Source organism: Aliikangiella aequoris, assembly GCF_053709105.1.
The window spans coordinates 3,490,233-3,506,049 of the sequence record NZ_CM132298.1; the positions used below are offsets into that span (position 1 = coordinate 3,490,233).

Annotated in this window: 19 protein-coding genes; 2 read left to right on the top strand and 17 right to left on the bottom strand. The window is 39.4% G+C overall.

Annotation, left to right across the window (positions count from 1 at the left end):
- Window positions 1-62 precede the first annotated feature (62 nt).
- The 16 genes from ACUR5C_RS15060 to hldE all read right to left on the bottom strand — a co-directional run bounded on the left by ACUR5C_RS15060 (window position 63) and on the right by hldE (window position 13,253).
- On the bottom strand, window positions 63-332 hold the full coding sequence (locus ACUR5C_RS15060; protein WP_454466002.1) for a hypothetical protein: 270 nt from the start codon (window positions 330-332) through the stop codon (window positions 63-65).
- 38 nt (window positions 333-370) lie between these two features.
- Entirely contained in the window at window positions 371-1,192 is an 822-nt protein-coding gene (locus ACUR5C_RS15065) for an FkbM family methyltransferase (protein WP_454466003.1), read from the bottom strand.
- Between the two features lie 554 nt (window positions 1,193-1,746).
- Window positions 1,747-2,295, bottom strand: a complete 549-nt coding sequence (locus ACUR5C_RS15070; RefSeq protein WP_454466004.1) for a hypothetical protein — start codon at window positions 2,293-2,295, stop codon at window positions 1,747-1,749.
- A gap of 135 nt (window positions 2,296-2,430) precedes the next feature.
- Window positions 2,431-2,721, bottom strand: coding sequence for a DUF7674 family protein (locus tag ACUR5C_RS15075; RefSeq protein ID WP_454466005.1), 291 nt, complete (start codon window positions 2,719-2,721; stop codon window positions 2,431-2,433).
- Between the two features lie 67 nt (window positions 2,722-2,788).
- Complete coding sequence (locus tag ACUR5C_RS15080) at window positions 2,789-3,214, bottom strand: hypothetical protein (protein WP_454466006.1); 426 nt, start codon at window positions 3,212-3,214, stop codon at window positions 2,789-2,791.
- Between the two features lie 491 nt (window positions 3,215-3,705).
- Complete coding sequence (locus tag ACUR5C_RS15085) at window positions 3,706-4,410, bottom strand: suppressor of fused domain protein (RefSeq protein ID WP_454466007.1); 705 nt, start codon at window positions 4,408-4,410, stop codon at window positions 3,706-3,708.
- A gap of 124 nt (window positions 4,411-4,534) precedes the next feature.
- A complete protein-coding gene (locus ACUR5C_RS15090) occupies window positions 4,535-5,008 on the bottom strand; it encodes a hypothetical protein (RefSeq protein WP_454466008.1) in 474 nt (157 codons plus the stop codon).
- Window positions 4,993-5,271 (bottom strand): hypothetical protein, encoded by a 279-nt coding sequence (locus tag ACUR5C_RS15095; RefSeq protein ID WP_454466009.1) that lies wholly within the window; start codon window positions 5,269-5,271, stop codon window positions 4,993-4,995. The genes ACUR5C_RS15090 and ACUR5C_RS15095 overlap by 16 nt, the downstream gene beginning before the upstream one ends.
- A gap of 14 nt (window positions 5,272-5,285) precedes the next feature.
- Window positions 5,286-5,768 carry a hypothetical protein gene (locus ACUR5C_RS15100; protein WP_454466010.1) on the bottom strand — a complete coding sequence of 161 codons (483 nt, stop codon included), beginning with the start codon at window positions 5,766-5,768 and terminating at the stop codon, window positions 5,286-5,288.
- Window positions 5,765-6,115 carry a hypothetical protein gene (locus ACUR5C_RS15105; RefSeq protein ID WP_454466011.1) on the bottom strand — a complete coding sequence of 117 codons (351 nt, stop codon included), beginning with the start codon at window positions 6,113-6,115 and terminating at the stop codon, window positions 5,765-5,767. The genes ACUR5C_RS15100 and ACUR5C_RS15105 overlap by 4 nt, the downstream gene beginning before the upstream one ends.
- 76 nt (window positions 6,116-6,191) lie before the next feature.
- Window positions 6,192-6,683, bottom strand: a complete 492-nt coding sequence (locus ACUR5C_RS15110; RefSeq protein WP_454466012.1) for a DUF2199 domain-containing protein — start codon at window positions 6,681-6,683, stop codon at window positions 6,192-6,194.
- A gap of 1,219 nt (window positions 6,684-7,902) precedes the next feature.
- The gene (locus ACUR5C_RS15115) at window positions 7,903-8,085 is read right to left on the bottom strand and encodes a hypothetical protein (RefSeq protein WP_454466013.1); all 183 of its coding nucleotides are present in this window, start codon (window positions 8,083-8,085) and stop codon (window positions 7,903-7,905) included.
- A gap of 41 nt (window positions 8,086-8,126) precedes the next feature.
- Window positions 8,127-10,034, bottom strand: coding sequence for a putative bifunctional diguanylate cyclase/phosphodiesterase (locus ACUR5C_RS15120; protein ID WP_454466014.1), 1,908 nt, complete (start codon window positions 10,032-10,034; stop codon window positions 8,127-8,129).
- The gene (locus ACUR5C_RS15125) at window positions 10,027-11,169 is read right to left on the bottom strand and encodes an FIST signal transduction protein (protein WP_454466015.1); all 1,143 of its coding nucleotides are present in this window, start codon (window positions 11,167-11,169) and stop codon (window positions 10,027-10,029) included. The genes ACUR5C_RS15120 and ACUR5C_RS15125 overlap by 8 nt, the downstream gene beginning before the upstream one ends.
- Window positions 11,170-11,355: 186 nt before the next feature.
- The gene (locus ACUR5C_RS15130; protein WP_454466016.1) at window positions 11,356-11,817 is read right to left on the bottom strand and encodes a DUF423 domain-containing protein; all 462 of its coding nucleotides are present in this window, start codon (window positions 11,815-11,817) and stop codon (window positions 11,356-11,358) included.
- A gap of 2 nt (window positions 11,818-11,819) precedes the next feature.
- A complete protein-coding gene (gene hldE, locus ACUR5C_RS15135; RefSeq protein WP_454466017.1) occupies window positions 11,820-13,253 on the bottom strand; it encodes a bifunctional D-glycero-beta-D-manno-heptose-7-phosphate kinase/D-glycero-beta-D-manno-heptose 1-phosphate adenylyltransferase HldE in 1,434 nt (477 codons plus the stop codon).
- Window positions 13,254-13,610: 357 nt separating this feature from the next.
- Here hldE and ACUR5C_RS15140 point away from each other — a divergent pair, with 357 nt between their 5' ends.
- Window positions 13,611-13,823, top strand: coding sequence for a hypothetical protein (locus ACUR5C_RS15140; protein ID WP_454466018.1), 213 nt, complete (start codon window positions 13,611-13,613; stop codon window positions 13,821-13,823).
- A 204-nt stretch (window positions 13,824-14,027) separates the two neighbouring features.
- The gene (locus tag ACUR5C_RS15145; RefSeq protein WP_454466019.1) at window positions 14,028-14,405 is read left to right on the top strand and encodes a YacL family protein; all 378 of its coding nucleotides are present in this window, start codon (window positions 14,028-14,030) and stop codon (window positions 14,403-14,405) included.
- Here ACUR5C_RS15145 and dbpA read toward each other — a convergent pair whose 3' ends face one another.
- Window positions 14,406-15,791, bottom strand: coding sequence for an ATP-dependent RNA helicase DbpA (gene dbpA, locus ACUR5C_RS15150; RefSeq protein WP_454466020.1), 1,386 nt, complete (start codon window positions 15,789-15,791; stop codon window positions 14,406-14,408).
- Window positions 15,792-15,817: the final 26 nt, after the last annotated feature.

Sequence of the window (15,817 nt, forward strand, 5' to 3'; positions counted from 1 at the left end):
CGTTTCTAACGCCCAACTGAAAAATTCATGCTTTTCTTGCATGAATACCTTTCAATGACTGGTTAGGATGCTTTTTTGTAGATAGCGTGTCCACTGAGAGCATCCCTGATTTCATTTATTTCACTTAATTCAAAGAACTCCATATCACGACTTTTTCCATCTGATACAGATTCTACCCCCCAAGCTGTAATTTCATAATTATTATTTTTGTCGGCCAGTTCAACACAGAAATCACAAAATCGATATTCCGTCTTATCCTCAAGAATTACTATTACAGGTTCATTTCTCTTTTTGGCGAGAACATTACTTATATTAAGATAATCCTGATTCATTGCGTTCCTAACGCCTAGACGAGGTGCACTGTTAAAAGTCACCTCCATCGTCTTGTTAGGAGTTCTTCGCTTATAGGGAAAGCAATCTTGATGAGAGGAGATTTCACCTCTCGGCGACTAAATAATATGTCTGCACCCATGTGAACAGGATTCAAAACGGACGCATAAGTGAAGCCATTGTCTAACGCGAATGGGATTATCTCTACTATACTTTCGACGTCCAACCAAGTTGACTCTACAAATAGCATATCGACCGTAGGCAGTAATTTTCTGCATCCCCGAAACACTGCACCTTCATAGCCCTGAACATCAACTTTTAACACATCAATACTCTTGATTCCGTTCTCTGACGCGAAGTTATCCAAAGCAATGCAAGGCACCACTCTCGATTCGACACGATTGGGCCCAGCAAACAGTTCAACAGCCTCTCTATTCATACTGTTAGTTTGTTGAGAGCTGGCATTCACGTAAAGCCCTAACTGTTCATCGCGCTCGCCAACTGCAACACCGTGCACAATCACCCTCTTAGAAGAAATATTACGCTCAACAATTGGCAATAACTCTGAGGAAGGTTCAAAGCAATGAATTGTTGCGTTTGGGCATGATCTTTCTGCGAAAGCCGAGAATAAACCGCAATTAGCACCGACATCGAATATCGTTCGCGTTTCGCTTGGTATCAAATCCGTCATATTAGAAATCTTGGCTGTCGAGTTAGCAATATGATATAGCGCGGATTTATCAGCGTTTACCCAGTATTTATTTCCTCTAAAGTTGAAGTGAACCGGCACACCTCGGATAACATCCATTCTCATGCGAGTTGTTTTTAGTATACTCCGAACCAGACTAAGGTATTTCTTCACATCTATACTCCTAACAGATAATTAACCCCCCGCTTATTTCAGCCATATTGTACGAACAACGAACAACGGAACGCGGCGAACAACAGGAGGGGCGAACAACGGAAACCGAACAACGCGAACAACGAAACATCAATTTTTATACCTGCTTTATACTACAACACCACACCATAACTTTAAAGCGCCCCACTCTGCGTTTTATGAGAATAATTTTATCGAATTAGATTCTTTCAGGGAAAACAGCGGTTAGATATTAATCTTCAGGAAACACTAAGCCTCAGCAAAACTGATTAAGGTATTATGAGTTGATAAAATATGATTTAGCTAAAGAAACAATCGCTGACTTGCAGAAAGCCCTTTGACTAATTTTCTTTCTGCTACATCCATAAAATGCGTAATTGCACTGGGAGAGTGACACTACTCAGAGAAAACTGTCAGGACTAACTAAAGTTACTATTGACTCAAGCCGGCCACAAAACGATAGTCGCGGTAATTCGAAAGTGACGGTGAGTTTGAGTCTCTTAGGGTGTTATTCACGCTAAGTCAAAACGTGCGTCTTATTTAGCATCATTTTTCGACGCCTTGTTAAGAGCATAATTTAGAATAGCTGACATTCGTTCATTAATTGGTAAGGGCCTTATACAATTTGATTCATATCCATGCTTGTGACCTTTGTGCTCATCGCAACTACTATAAGGTTTCTCTTCACTGTGGCATACCGAGGGTATCCAATCATCCCCATAACCATGGACTTGAAATACCGAATCTCGCGCCCAAAGACTACGGTAGGAATTTGAAGCTGTTTTATCTAAGAATGCAATATATTCTGCTCCCAACTCTCTGCCAAAACACTCGGTCACAGTGTCATCACTATCATTAATGGTTATTTTGTCTATTGGCTTGCCTTTTAGAACTCGAACAACCTTTCCTGATAGAACAAAGTCTGGTCCCCATTCGTACTTATAATTTCCAGATTCGATTTGAAAGATAACAACCGCGCTAGCATTCTTAAACAACTCTTCTGGAGTCATATTTTTTTTCGGAGACAACGCATAAGAAATCAAGGAGAAAAACAACATAAAACTAATTGCGACACTTTTACTCATGTTTAGTCTCTTAACGCTTAGTTAATAAACTCAGGCGCTTTTGCCTGAATATTTTGCAACGCATGGTTATGTGATTCTTCAACCATTAAAATCTTCATTTATTTGCATTAGAGCTGGAGACAATAACTCTTTGGCTCAACTGCGTTGATTCTTCTTTGTATCACTGAAATTCAGGTCGCGCGCAAATGACAATCCAATTGCATTCACCATATCTTGATTTCCCTCTCGATAATATTTTAATGCTAGATCAAAACATTTCTTAAGCTCAGCTTTATCCTTACTGTTAATATTTCGCTGAGCATAATCACACAACACTGAAACTTCCATCGTCAAAAGCCCATCTTGGTCATTTACTTCATCAGCCAACGAAGGAAAGATTTCTTTCACTTCTCTGACAAATAGACTTCGATGTAATTTATCACTCATACTTTCTCAAATAGCGCTTATTTAAATTGTGAGGCTGCATTTTAGCCGAATCCATTTCTAATCCTTGTTATAACGATTTAAGTTCACTTAATCTATACCGCTTAATCTTACTACAATTCGTTAGCTCTCTTGGACCAGAAGGTTTAACATAATGAACTTCAAACTCGACTTCCGTTTTATACTTTTCTTGAACACTTAGATATATAGCTTTGAACTCTATATCCTTCGGAAGAACTTTTGGTATTAAAGCTTGCCGAACTTTGGTAGAGGATGCAATAACTAAATCATCACCTTGCATTAGATAAATATAAGAGTAACTCGCCTCATACTCTTCGCTCCTTGCCGGAACGTAAACTTCTATTGCTTCTACGATCGGGTCCTTATCAGCCTTTTGAGCTTTCACATACGCATCAGAGTCATACTTATCTTGCAGCACTACGCAACTAAATGAAGGACAGGAAAAAGTAAGTAGTAGAATTAGTAAATATTTCAAACGATTCCCTTTGAGTTATAACGCTTGGTTGTTTGGACAGAGTGCAACGAAGTTCGCATCACCAACCACTTGTTAACTCTGATATACATAAAACACAGCAGCCATTAATATGAAACACACTATATCGATACTCCAAACTAATGGATATAGTCTACTTTTATCGTGAGCGTTAAACTTCTCTTGCTCTAGCTTGAATTCAGAGTCGTGAAGACAAATTATTTTATATAGAATAAGAGTTATTGTTGATACTGAAACTAGGTAAAAAGTATCTATCACGAACTTTGCATCGAATTCATAAAACATTATCACATGCAGTGCTAGTGTCAGAAACGCAAATGGCAAACACCCTGTGAATACGGCTGACATAAATGGCGTAGAATCATTTTGCGACTTATGAAAATCGTTCTTAGCCAAATATTGCCATACTATTATCTTTCGTAAGATGAACATCTAATTGATTGCACCGAATTTCATTTTTGTTGAGTTAACGCTCAGCGTTTTCGAAATTGAAACGCAGAGAAAATTTTCGATAACCGCGTCTTGTTAACTGAGTCTCGCTCGAGATCTGTTATTAGCATTGGGTTCGACTTAGAATGTCTTTCAACTAACTCGTTTACATCAATTTCTTCAGCTTTCAATAAGTCGATTTCTTCATCAGTAATACCGAACATCTGCAAAAATTGTACTTCACCGTGAGGAGTAGAGATTTTTCCAAGATCAGGGTCTAACAAAAAAGCTATACCTGTTAACTTGGTATCACAACTTAGTCTAATTTGACCATTTGCTGGCATATAGTGATATGGTTCAAACCAATTTTTAGAATTAAACACATACCGAGCTATATTTTGCATTAATCCATAAACCCATGTTGGACCTTTATCATCTAGGTGATACGGCTTTAATCTAAATGTGAGTTCGAACCCCCATTTGCTAAACTTTTCTCCCACATGTTCTTCATCATAATATAGATTGCTAAAACCATAGGTAACGAAGTGATAATATGTTTCTCCATCATAGTTGGCTTCATAAAAACTAATTCCATCTATGGGATCATCCCCACCAACTGAATAATGCGGAGTAGCGGCCCAGTGCTTTGGCTCTTGACCAGGGTAAAGCTTTTCCATTTCTGCATCAATTGCAGACCAACCTGGGGTATCATCTTCTGAAAATTTTTCTTTATACTCTTCTAGATTCACAAAACTTCCTTGCTCAGTTAACGCCCGCTTAAGCGGACAAAAATTGTTGGTTATAATGTGGAGCGAAGCGGAACCAAACCAACTGCTTTTGTTCCGCTTAAAGCGCTTGTTATGTTTACATTAGCTAGAATGTTTCCATTGCTATTTCATTATTTTTTGACGGAAAGCTAATAATGACTGACTCATATTGGCTTTCTACTGTTTCAATTTCAATATAGTCGCCAGATTGCAGAGTAATTTTAAGTATATTAGGCGCGGATAAGCAAACATCTAAAAATTGTTGCCTAACCAAGTTACCCCATGGCGCACTATTAGGAGCATCATCCCATTCGAAGATGTCTCCATTGATACGAGCAATAACGCGCTCATTACAATGTATATTTACATCGCAGAATTGAAACCCTATACCGTAAGAAGATATTAAAGTTGAATCAATATACAGCTCATTGAGAGTTTTTTTTAATATTTCAACGATATCAGAATTAAACAGAACCACAGAACCTTCCCTGTAAACATAACGCTTTACACAGAATTCAGTGTGTCTTTTACACTGATATTTCTGCTGTTTATTGTTAAGTACTTTCACGCTTCTTGCCATTTTATTTCTTGTCCGCGGTACTGAGCTGGAACAGTGTTCATAGCTTCTTCAATTGAGCCATAACCTGCATCTTGCTCAGTCTCCCAATCCTTGTCGCAGCTAAATCGATAAATTTTGCTGTCACCATCGTATTGGCAGATGGCTAATCCATATATCTCAGCTGCAATTCTACCGTCGGAATATTTGATCACACCAAAGGGCTCACTGCCAGAGAAAGCCCAGCGTAAAACTTTTCCATCGTCTATATATTTAGGTGGTCTCATTATGTACTTAACGCTCAATTCAGACGCGCGCCTTTTGCGTCTTTCTGTAATTTCTTGTTAACACCTTTTCTCTCAACATAAACTACAATCGTTAGAGAAGCAATTATGGGCGGCAATTCAATCAATAATGAATTCAAAATGCTCGGTTCAAAAATATAGTGATGGAATCCTATCGCTATAATTCCTGCAACCATTCCTAAGTATGTCTTTCGATAATTATCAAGGCTATCTTTGTTAGCAGATAAAAACTCTACAAGATCAATAGCAGCCATTAAACCGAAGTAGCCCAAAACGATTGGCACAAACATATACACCATCGAAAAGTCACCTTCGAACATGGTCATAAAGACTAGACCTGGAACCCAAAGAGTTGCTCCCCACAACATCAATATCATCGGCCCGTATACTGAAGTTGCAAGTGCATAAGTTAAAAGTCTTCGCATCTTAGTAGTGTTAACGCCAAAATAAAAAGAACGTTTTTCAGTTTCTTTTTTCATTGATTGGTTAAGTCTTTGTTGCTCACATTCAGGATAAAGTCTTTCTCACGCTTATCCGAACTCCACCCTTCCGCGATCGCCTGCCTGATAAAGTAAGCTATATGCTTAGGAGTGATAGTCGGATACAAGTCACTATTTATCGACTCCCCTACTTTATCAGAAAAATCTAGCCAAAAATTTCGCGTCACTAATCCTTTTAGAAGTAGTTTACTTCCATTTGATGATTCATTTTGCACAGTGATATTAAATTCAAAATTTCCATCATCTTTCCGTGAAATAGAAATGACGTAGCGATAATCAATATCGTCAATTGCAATTCTACGAGATTTATTTTTTGGTAATGCCATATCTTAGACTTAACGCTCATATAATTAGTGAGGCGCGTATTTAGCGCCGAATCAATTTCATATTCTGGTTACGTTTTTATCCCAGTAGACGCTCACGAAGTTCACTTATTTCGTGAAGAGACACCCCTTCATTTTGTTCGTGTGCCATCTTGCATGTATTATCTTGAAACATAAATCTCGGCCTAAGGTCAGGCTTTTGTAACTCAATTCGAATTTTTGCTTCGTATGCCCCATCATAACCAGTTGGCTCGATATCGAGAAGCCCCTCATAAATCATCCCTGTCCCATCATGCTCATGCATGTGCCAAATATCAGCAAATGTCTGCTCGTCAACTTTAACCCAGGCTCCCCAACAAAATTCATCATGTTCGTGAACTGGTATGGGTAAAACGCCTCTCACCAAAAACGTACTATTATCTATTACTATAAAGTCATCGCTTTCATGATCTAGTCTGTTTTCTCTCTCTGCTTCAGGCACCAAGAAATAAGACATAGGCTTTTTGAAGACGATATCTATGTTCTCTGCGTCGTGTAATTCACCACAACACTCACATTTAATTCGATTCATAATTTTTGAACGTAACAGCTTATTCTATTCAGTAAATGACAATAATACGCAAAAACACTTTGGTGTAGAAATACTTTTTTAAATTAAATCAAGAAGATAGAGCGATCACTTTGAAATCGCGTCGTTATTATTTAACTTTTATTCGAATAATGTTCCATAGCATAAATAGGATATTCATTTTATATCAGTAACTTAGGTAGCTTTTCTGGCGTAGTAAGAAAATTGCGAACACTGGAACATCCATTTTCATTCCGAATGTTTTTTTGTGGCTGCCCCTTGCCTGAATGATTGATAACTGGATGTATTTTACAAGCCCGACTTTTGAGGCGCCAGATCCAAGGGCAACCGATAAATTTCTAGTCGCGTTTTAGCTAAGCTAAGATATCTAAAATTCTTTAAAAGAAATTTAGACTGACTCTCAATAGGTGTTTGGTACAGTCTTTTAAACCGTTAATGAAATTATCGTGATTATTAACAAACAGGATATTCTTATCGGATTCTAATATTAAATTGGAAGTTAGAGTAACCCATTGTTCTTTGACTAATCCGGTCGTATAGGTGTTAACTGCTGGGGAATTGCTACTTAATGGCTCACCGCAGTGTTGATGGAACCAAGGATAACAGCTTTTTGATTAGTGCTCCCAGAGCGTTATAACATGGTGATTTCGCAGCTCTAGATCTGTATACGTAGTTTTTAGCTTCAGGGGAAGTTGTTCACTGTAGGGCAAGGTCGAATTCAACTAGTCAGTTTCAGGTTACGCCAAATACAGTTTATTGCTCTAGACATTTTATTGATAGCAGAAATAGGTGAGGGCGACCTAAGTCGCCCTCATATGCTTTTAATTCATCCTATGAATAGCATGCTCCCTGCTATATCCATATTTATCTAATCCTTGATAAAGCGTCCTTTCTTTTAATCCTTTGAGTCCAACGTTTTCCGTAACGCTTGGTTCATAGAATAAGACAATTTTAAAAAGGCGCAATAGGCAGTTTTTAAAGTTTAACGTTAATTTTTAGCTAAAAAACTATCATCCAAAAATATATTTGTTTAAATTCAACAGCTTAAAAAATACGGGCGCGAAAAATAAGGCATTTCTTTGGGCTAGAAGTGACAATTTCGCTACTCTATTGCAGATATGGCTTACACGCCACGTGAGATATCTCTTACAAGGGATAGTAGCTAAAAGTGTAAATTAAACTTAAATAGAAACTTTAACCACTAATTAAGCTGATCTTTACGATACTTTAGTAAGCTAATACCAATAAAAATCAATACAAACGCCACTAGACCAGACTGGTGCCCTAGAGAGTTATAGAAGATTGGGAAAATATACATTAACACCCCAAACAGCAAGCATGCCCAGCCCGCCACAAGCGTTAATTTATGCTTCTTGTTTAACATAGCGCTACTACTTAGTTTTATCAATAATGTAATTATACCGCTTAGGAAGAACTTAATACACTGGGTATGTCATTTGATGGTAACGGCGGATAAAAATAGAAACCTTGAATAAATTGGCAATGCTTTTCAGTCAAGTAGTCAACCACGCATTTATCCTCAACGCCTTCTGCAACAACCTGTAAATTAAGGTTATGAGACAAAGAAATAATTGCGTTAACAATAAGCTGGTTGCTTTCATTTTGCATTAAATCAATAATAAATGAACGGTCAATTTTTATAATATCAATAGGTAACGTTTGTAAGTACTTTAGTGACGAATAGCCCGTACCAAAGTCATCAATTGCAATCGTAATATCAAGCTTTCTAAATGCTTTTAGCACTTTATTTACTTTTTCTAAGTCTACTAGCAAAATGCTTTCTGTTAATTCAAATTCAATACAGTGACCAGGTACTTGGTACTTTAACAGTAGCCGTCGAATACTCGTCAATAAGTTAGCGTCGTCAATTTGTTTGGCAGACAAATTCACCGACACACAAATATTCTCGAACCCAGCTTTACGCCAGTTTTTAATATCTTGGCATACCACCTCAAAAAGTTTCTCTGATAACTCATTAATAATTCCGGTTCTTTCTGCAACGGGAATAAAGTCCGTAGGAGCAATAGGCTTACCTTCTGTAGGAAACCAACGAGCTAAAGCCTCCATGCGCCATACAGAATGATTGCTTAAATCAACTTGAGGTTGATAATAAACCTGCAGTGCTTCGCCGTGCATTGCCTCTCGTAATTTGTTTTCTAATTGAAGCTGATAATGTGCAAAGCGCTCTAATGGACTAGCAAAAAACTCAAAATTGCAACGGCCATTTTGTTTCGCATGGTACATAGCAAGATCGGCTTTTCTAATTAACTCTTCTGGCGAGGTATCATCTCTTGGAAATAAACTCACCCCAATACTTGACGATATGTGAAAAAAATACCCATCAATTTCAAAAGGTGATTTCAGCTGCTCAATAATACGCTGTGAGGTTTTGGCGGCAACTCTATGGGTGCTAATATTTTCTAACAGCACTACAAATTCGTCTCCGCCAAAGCGAGAAAGAGTATCATGTTCGCGTAAGCAAGTTTTAATTCTTTTAGCGACCTCAACCAGCAGCTTGTCACCCACTTGATGACCCGCGGTATCATTTACTTTTTTAAAATAGTCGAGATCAATAAAAAGTATCGCTAGCATATGCTCATTTCGATCACACAATGTTATCGCGTGATTAAGTCGCTCAGTTAATAATAACCGGTTAGGAAGTTCAGTTAATGCATCATGAAAAGCTTGGTACTTTACTTTCTTCTCATTCTCTTTTATTTGGGTAACATTTCTAAAGCACCACACTCGACCGATTAATGCGTTATCATTTAGTTGCGGCGAAGAATGGTATTCATACAAACGACCGTCTTTAAGCTCAACTACACCAAAAATATTAGAATAGGGACGGCGCTTTAGCTTGCGTAGTTCATAACTAAACTCATCTGGTTTTTTCAACAAGCGGCCAATTAAATGTGAAATACTACTTCCATATTCAAAATTATGATTCTCAGCTAACCTAAGTACATCGTGACCACTTTGATTACTTCTAATAAGGTTTCCTTGAATATCAAATGCAAAAATGGCTTCGCCTGTTGCGTCAAAAATACCATCAAGTACGCTCATAGATTCGCCAAGCTGTTGATAGGTAGCTTGAAGCTGTTGCAGCCTTTCACTAAGCTCTCGATTTTTCTGATTTAACTCTTCCGATACAAGTTCGAGCGAACGCTCAAGAAGCTTTCTGTCATTTTCAAAATCTTGGTAAGCTTCACTAATGGTGGATAAAAGCGGCGTTAATGAGTCACTTAATTTCTTAACGGGGTAATTTCTTTGTAATTGCTTTTTAAGCAATTCATGTAATGGCAAATCAGCCATTGCAAACTTCACCAAAAGTAGTAATAGTCATAGTTTGGTTATGAAGTCGACATAGTGACTGGCTTAACAACGGTGAAAGCTCTCCATAGGAATAAAAACCGCTTAACAAACACTGGTGCTCAAAAACTTCATCGACAGCTTCTAGCTCTTCGTAAGTACGCTGACTTAAAACTAAACGTCGACCTACACAACTAATCAACAAGGCAAATTGAGGCTTAGCTCCTTGCAATTGCTGTTGAGCACTGGTTGCGGCTTCAACAGCGCCATCAACAAGTGCAGACTGATTGGCACGCATTAAGCGCGCACTTGAACCTTCAGGCATATCGCCAGCAAAAATCATACTTTGATCGCGTTCATTAATATTTAAAATGGTACGCACGACACTTTCAGTTTCATGGGCAAGTTTTAAACTCAGTGGAAACCGAAGCGCCGAAGCGGGTAGTTGCTCACTAAATTCGCCTAAATAACTTTTATACAGTTGCAATGCAGGCTGGTTATCTAATTCATAAAGTACATTACCTCTGGCGCGGGTAATTTGACGGTCGGGACCAAAGGCTGTCCAGCCTCCGGCACAGCCGTGACCAATGCGAATGCCGTCACCGTAAAATCCACATAAGACTATTTCTCCGGACTCAACATTATCACCACGCCAAACACAAGTTTCCTTAAATCGATTTCCATCGCCAGCCATGCCACCTGTTACAATAATATCATCACTATCAATGCCATGATTTAATCCATCGGTGAGCTCAGAACCGTTGACTAACTGGCCATCACATAACACCATCACATACTTTAAATTTTCTTTATTCAGCGTGCCCGCCATTGAGAGTCCAGCGTCAAAGCTGCGCATAAATTGGTTAATGTTCGCGCTGAGCACTTCTACATGAGAGTTTTCAAATTCTAGTGCGGTTAATGTAAAACTGTCATCGTAAACTTCAGTGCAATAGATTTCGCCGCTTGTGGTACAACCAACTAATTCTGCAGCGGGAAAACTGTGGTGTATTTGCTGATAAAAATCACTATCACTAATCAATTGTCGATTTCCAAACCCAATCAAAAGATTAGCTCGGTCAGCTTGCGGGAGTTGGGGTAGCCATTCACCGTGATTATAATGAAACTGTGATACTTTCATGATTTAGCGTTTCTCAAAGTAAGCAATGCAATTTGCAGTACGAGCGAGCGCTACCGAATGCCTTTGAGTAGCGACTCAATTAAGCATAGTACAAAAATGCGTTTTTTTAATGAGTAACCCAGTTTACAAACCGAGTAAGAAACTTAAAACACGAATTAATTACTAATAAGAATAAAACCAGAAAAGTTAATCACGAAAAAGCGCTATGGCAAAACACAACCAAGCTAAAATAAGCGCCGTTCCACCGACAGGTGCAATTGCTCCAATCCATTTTAAGCCGGTAAATGCGATCAAATACAAAGCGCCACTAAATACAACACAACCAATACTCATGCTCACCGCGGCGAGCTTCAGCCAAATAGTGCGCGGCATTTGTCGAGCGGCCAAGTAGATGCAAATCAGTCCAATACCATGATACATTTGATATTGAGCACCGGTGTCAATCAAGCTAATTGCACGCTCGGTTAAAACAGCTTGTAAAGCGTGCGCCGAAAAAGCCCCAATCACTACGGCGAATAAACTCAGGCTGGCACCGGTTACGCCAGCCCATCGCAACGAATTTTGAAAGCACTCATGTTTAGAATGCCCATGTTTAGAATGCTCATGTTTAGAGTCCTCAAGTTTAGAGCACTCAAGTTTATTTTGCATTATCAGTCTCGAGTGTTGTGGTGAATACTCTCAATAATTTGGGTGGTAGAAACTCCGTCGACAAATTGTAAAATTTCAACTCGACCGCCGTTAGCAATAACTTCTTGTCCGCCGGCAACTTGAGAAGCTTCATAGTCTCCCCCTTTTACCAAAATATCAGGAAGTATTGTTGCAATTAAATCGCGAGGCGTATCATTAGAGAAGCTCACCACCCAGTCGACACTGCCTAGCCCTGCTAACACCGCCATTCGCCTTTCTAATGGGTTAACCGGACGCCCATCCCCCTTTAGTTGTTTCACTGACTCGTCAGAATTTACCGCGACAATTAATCGATGCCCTAATGCTTTAGCTTGCTTTAAATAAGCCACGTGTCCGGCATGTAAAATATCAAAACAGCCATTTGTCATAACAACTTTTTCACCATGCGCCCTGGCTTCATCGACCACAATTTTAAGTTGCTCTTGGTTTAACACCCCGCTGCCTAACTCGCCTCCAGAACGGATCTTACGGCGTAGCTCGTGATTACTCACAGTTGCCGTGCCCAGTTTAACTACGACAATACCTGCCGCAGTATTAGCGAGAGCTACTGCATTTTCTAATTCACTACCGGCGGCAATCGCACTAGCGAGTGTGGCAATCACGGTGTCGCCTGCCCCGGTTACATCAAACACTTCTCTAGCTAACGCAGGTAAATGAAATTCTGGCTGGCCTTCGCGTAATAAGGTCATGCCATGTTCACCGCGAGTAATTAATAAAGCTTGCCATTGATTCTCTGTTAATAATTGGTTTCCTTTATCAACTAACTCTTGCTCGCTTTTGCAGGGTCCAACAACCGCCTCAAATTCATGTAAATTAGGGGTTATCATTGTCGCACCGCGATAACGCGAAAAATCTGTTCCTTTAGGATCGATTAAAACTGGAACATTAGCTTGCCGTGCCATTTCAATTAGTGCCTCGACATTATCTAAGGTTCCTTTGGCGTAATCAGATAATATTAACGCGCCACAATCAGCAATTTGTTGCTTTAAACGAGACGCTAAGCCGTCAACTCCTCGACCATTAAAATGCTCTTCAAAGTCTAAGCGGATTAGCTGCTGTTGACGACTAATCACTCGCAACTTAGTAATGGTAGGAACCCCTGAAACTTTTTCAAAGTCGCAGTTTACTTGAGCTGCAGTTAATTTAGTTGTTAAACTTTGCGCGGCTTCGTCATCACCGGTAATGCCAATTAAAGTCGTTTTTGCGCCTAAACTGGCTATATTGAGCGCGACATTTCCGGCGCCGCCTGGACGCTCTTCGATTTGCCCAACGTTCACCACTTGAACGGGCGCTTCTGGTGAAATTCTTGAGCTTCCACCATGCCAATAACGATCTAACATAAGATCGCCAACAACGAGCACCTTGGCTTTTTGAAAGTCTGGAAGGGTTATTTTCATAGCTAGCTTCTTTACCTAAAATGAACTCTAGCGATCATAGCATAAAATTTTAGCTAAGTTTGTTCACAATTAAGCTAGTTTAGTAATCTAATCAGGCAGTTGCTGCTCGCTAGCATCTCATGCTTACTCGCAAAGCAGTGCACTATGCACATTGAATTCACGCTGCCGTTTAAGGCTGTTTAATGCTATACTGAGCACTAGATAACATCGATTTGGCGTAGATTCACCTCAATAGAATGATGTTTGTTACTTTGGTAATAAACCTTATTTGGCTATTTTTTTAATTAAGCCATTAACTCTTTTGGTACCTTCTAGTCGATTTTAAATCCTATTACTACAGCAACTAGGGAGCTAAAAGTGGAATATTTTACCGTACTCATTCAATCTGGTGGTAAACAAGATCCTGTTGAAACTTTTCAAGCAAAAGACTTTGACGACGCGATGGAAAAAGTGAAACAAATGTTTCCTAATAAAACCTATCGACTCTATCGTGGAAAAACCGTACCAGAGCGTAAAAAAGGTGATGAAAAAATTCCACCATCACCTCCGGCAAAAGTGAAAGCAAGCTAACAACAACGGCGACCTAATTATCAACGTTAAAATTGATAATTAGGTTTTTCAGCTTTTTTATTTCAATCTGTATTTATTAAACCATTCACTAAGCAATACCTTAATTTAGACTAAGCTCAACTGCGCTTCACCCTCCATAAACCATGACTTACGCTAATTTTATTTCACTGTTAATTTCACAACAACTGAAGCAGGCATAACCCTATGGACTATCAATTTTATCAAGACGGCTTCGGTAGTTTTGTTGCAAAATTAGAAATGGGACAAGAAGCGACTGCGCGCTTTTTAACTGAAGAGGTTGGTCAAAACCGAGCATTAATTTGCTCACTGCTTGCCCAAATAGAACTTATTAAAGACGCGACAAAAATCAGTTATTATTTCCAAGGTAAAGAGTTTGAACTGACATTAACTCTCCACCAAATTGAAATTCAAGCCAACCTACTTGCTGATAATTTTGACCACAACGAGTTAGATCAAGAGACTTTTGGCCAAGCAGATTATTTTGACCAAGAGCTCACCTCTGTCGCAGGCCTAGAAGACTTCGAAACGTTACTAAAAGCTTGGTTAGGCTATATTCAATAACTAGGTGACTTGGCGGACTTTAAAACTGCGCCCTTTAAGTTTACCTTGCGAAAGCTTTTTAAGCGCTTGTTTCGCAACTTGAGTTGCTACCGCAACGTATGCGGTATTGGGAAAAATTTGAATTTTCCCTACATTATTGCCATCAATCCCATTCTCACCGGTAAGAGCGCCTAGGATATCTCCTGGCCTTACTTTTTGCTTTTTTCCACCATCAATTTGTAAGGTAAGCATTCTGGGAGTGGGGAGTTGGCCACGCAATACGCTTCTATCTGGCAGTGCTTCAAAGCTTATGGTTTGTTGCAAGTAGTCTTCTAAACGCTTTATTTTAAACTTTTCTTTTTCTAACACTAAGCTACAGGCAATACCCTTTTCACCGGCTCTTCCGGTTCGCCCAATTCGGTGAACATGCACTTCGCTATCATGCGCCATGCCAACATTAATCACTGCGTCTAACGACTTTATGTCTAACCCTCTAGCCGCCACATCGGTGGCAACAAGCACATTAACGCTTTGATTTGCGAATCTGACAAGCGTTTGGTCGCGATCTTTTTGATCTAAATCACCATGCAATGCGACAGCGTAAATCCCTTGATCACAAAGCTGCATAGTCAACTCTTGGACTTCTTTTTTGGTATTACAAAAAACCACCGCTGAAGTGGGCAAAAACTTCATTAACAACAAGCGCACCGCAGCAACTCGTTCAGCAAAATCACTAACAAGATAAAAGTGTTGCTCTATACTGGTGTGGTTATGTGTCTCTTGCGCTTCAACCATTTGCGGCTGCTGCATAACCTGTTTCGCGATTGCTTGAATTTCTTTTGGAAACGTAGCGCTAAAAAGTAAGGTTTGGCGCTGCCGAGGCATTGCCGCGATAATACTCTCTAGCGCAGGCTTAAAACCCATTTCAAGCATTCGATCGGCTTCATCTAAGACCAAGGTTGTCAGATGGTCAAAATTTAGATTGCCTTTTCTCACGTGTTCTTCAATTCTTCCTGGCGTGCCAACTACAATATGCGCACCATGTTCTAAAGAACCAATTTGCGGGCCAAATGGCATTCCTCCGCATATAGTGAGTACTTTAATATTATGAATTGCACGCGCCAAGCGACGAATTTCTTTGGCAACTTGATCTGCAAGCTCGCGCGTAGGGCAAAGTACTAAAGTTTGCACTCTAAACTGCTTTACTTTGAGTTTGTTTAATATACCAAGTCCAAATGCGGCGGTTTTTCCAGAGCCTGTTTTGGCTTGTGCTATCACATCTTTACCTAAAATAATTGGTGGTAGGCTTTGCGCTTGAATAGGCGTCATTTGGTTAAATGCCAAAGACTCAAGATTAGATATAAGTTCTGGAATTAAGTTTAATTGTGAAAATGCATTGCTTGACATAAGTTTTCCAGAAATAGGTAGGAAGA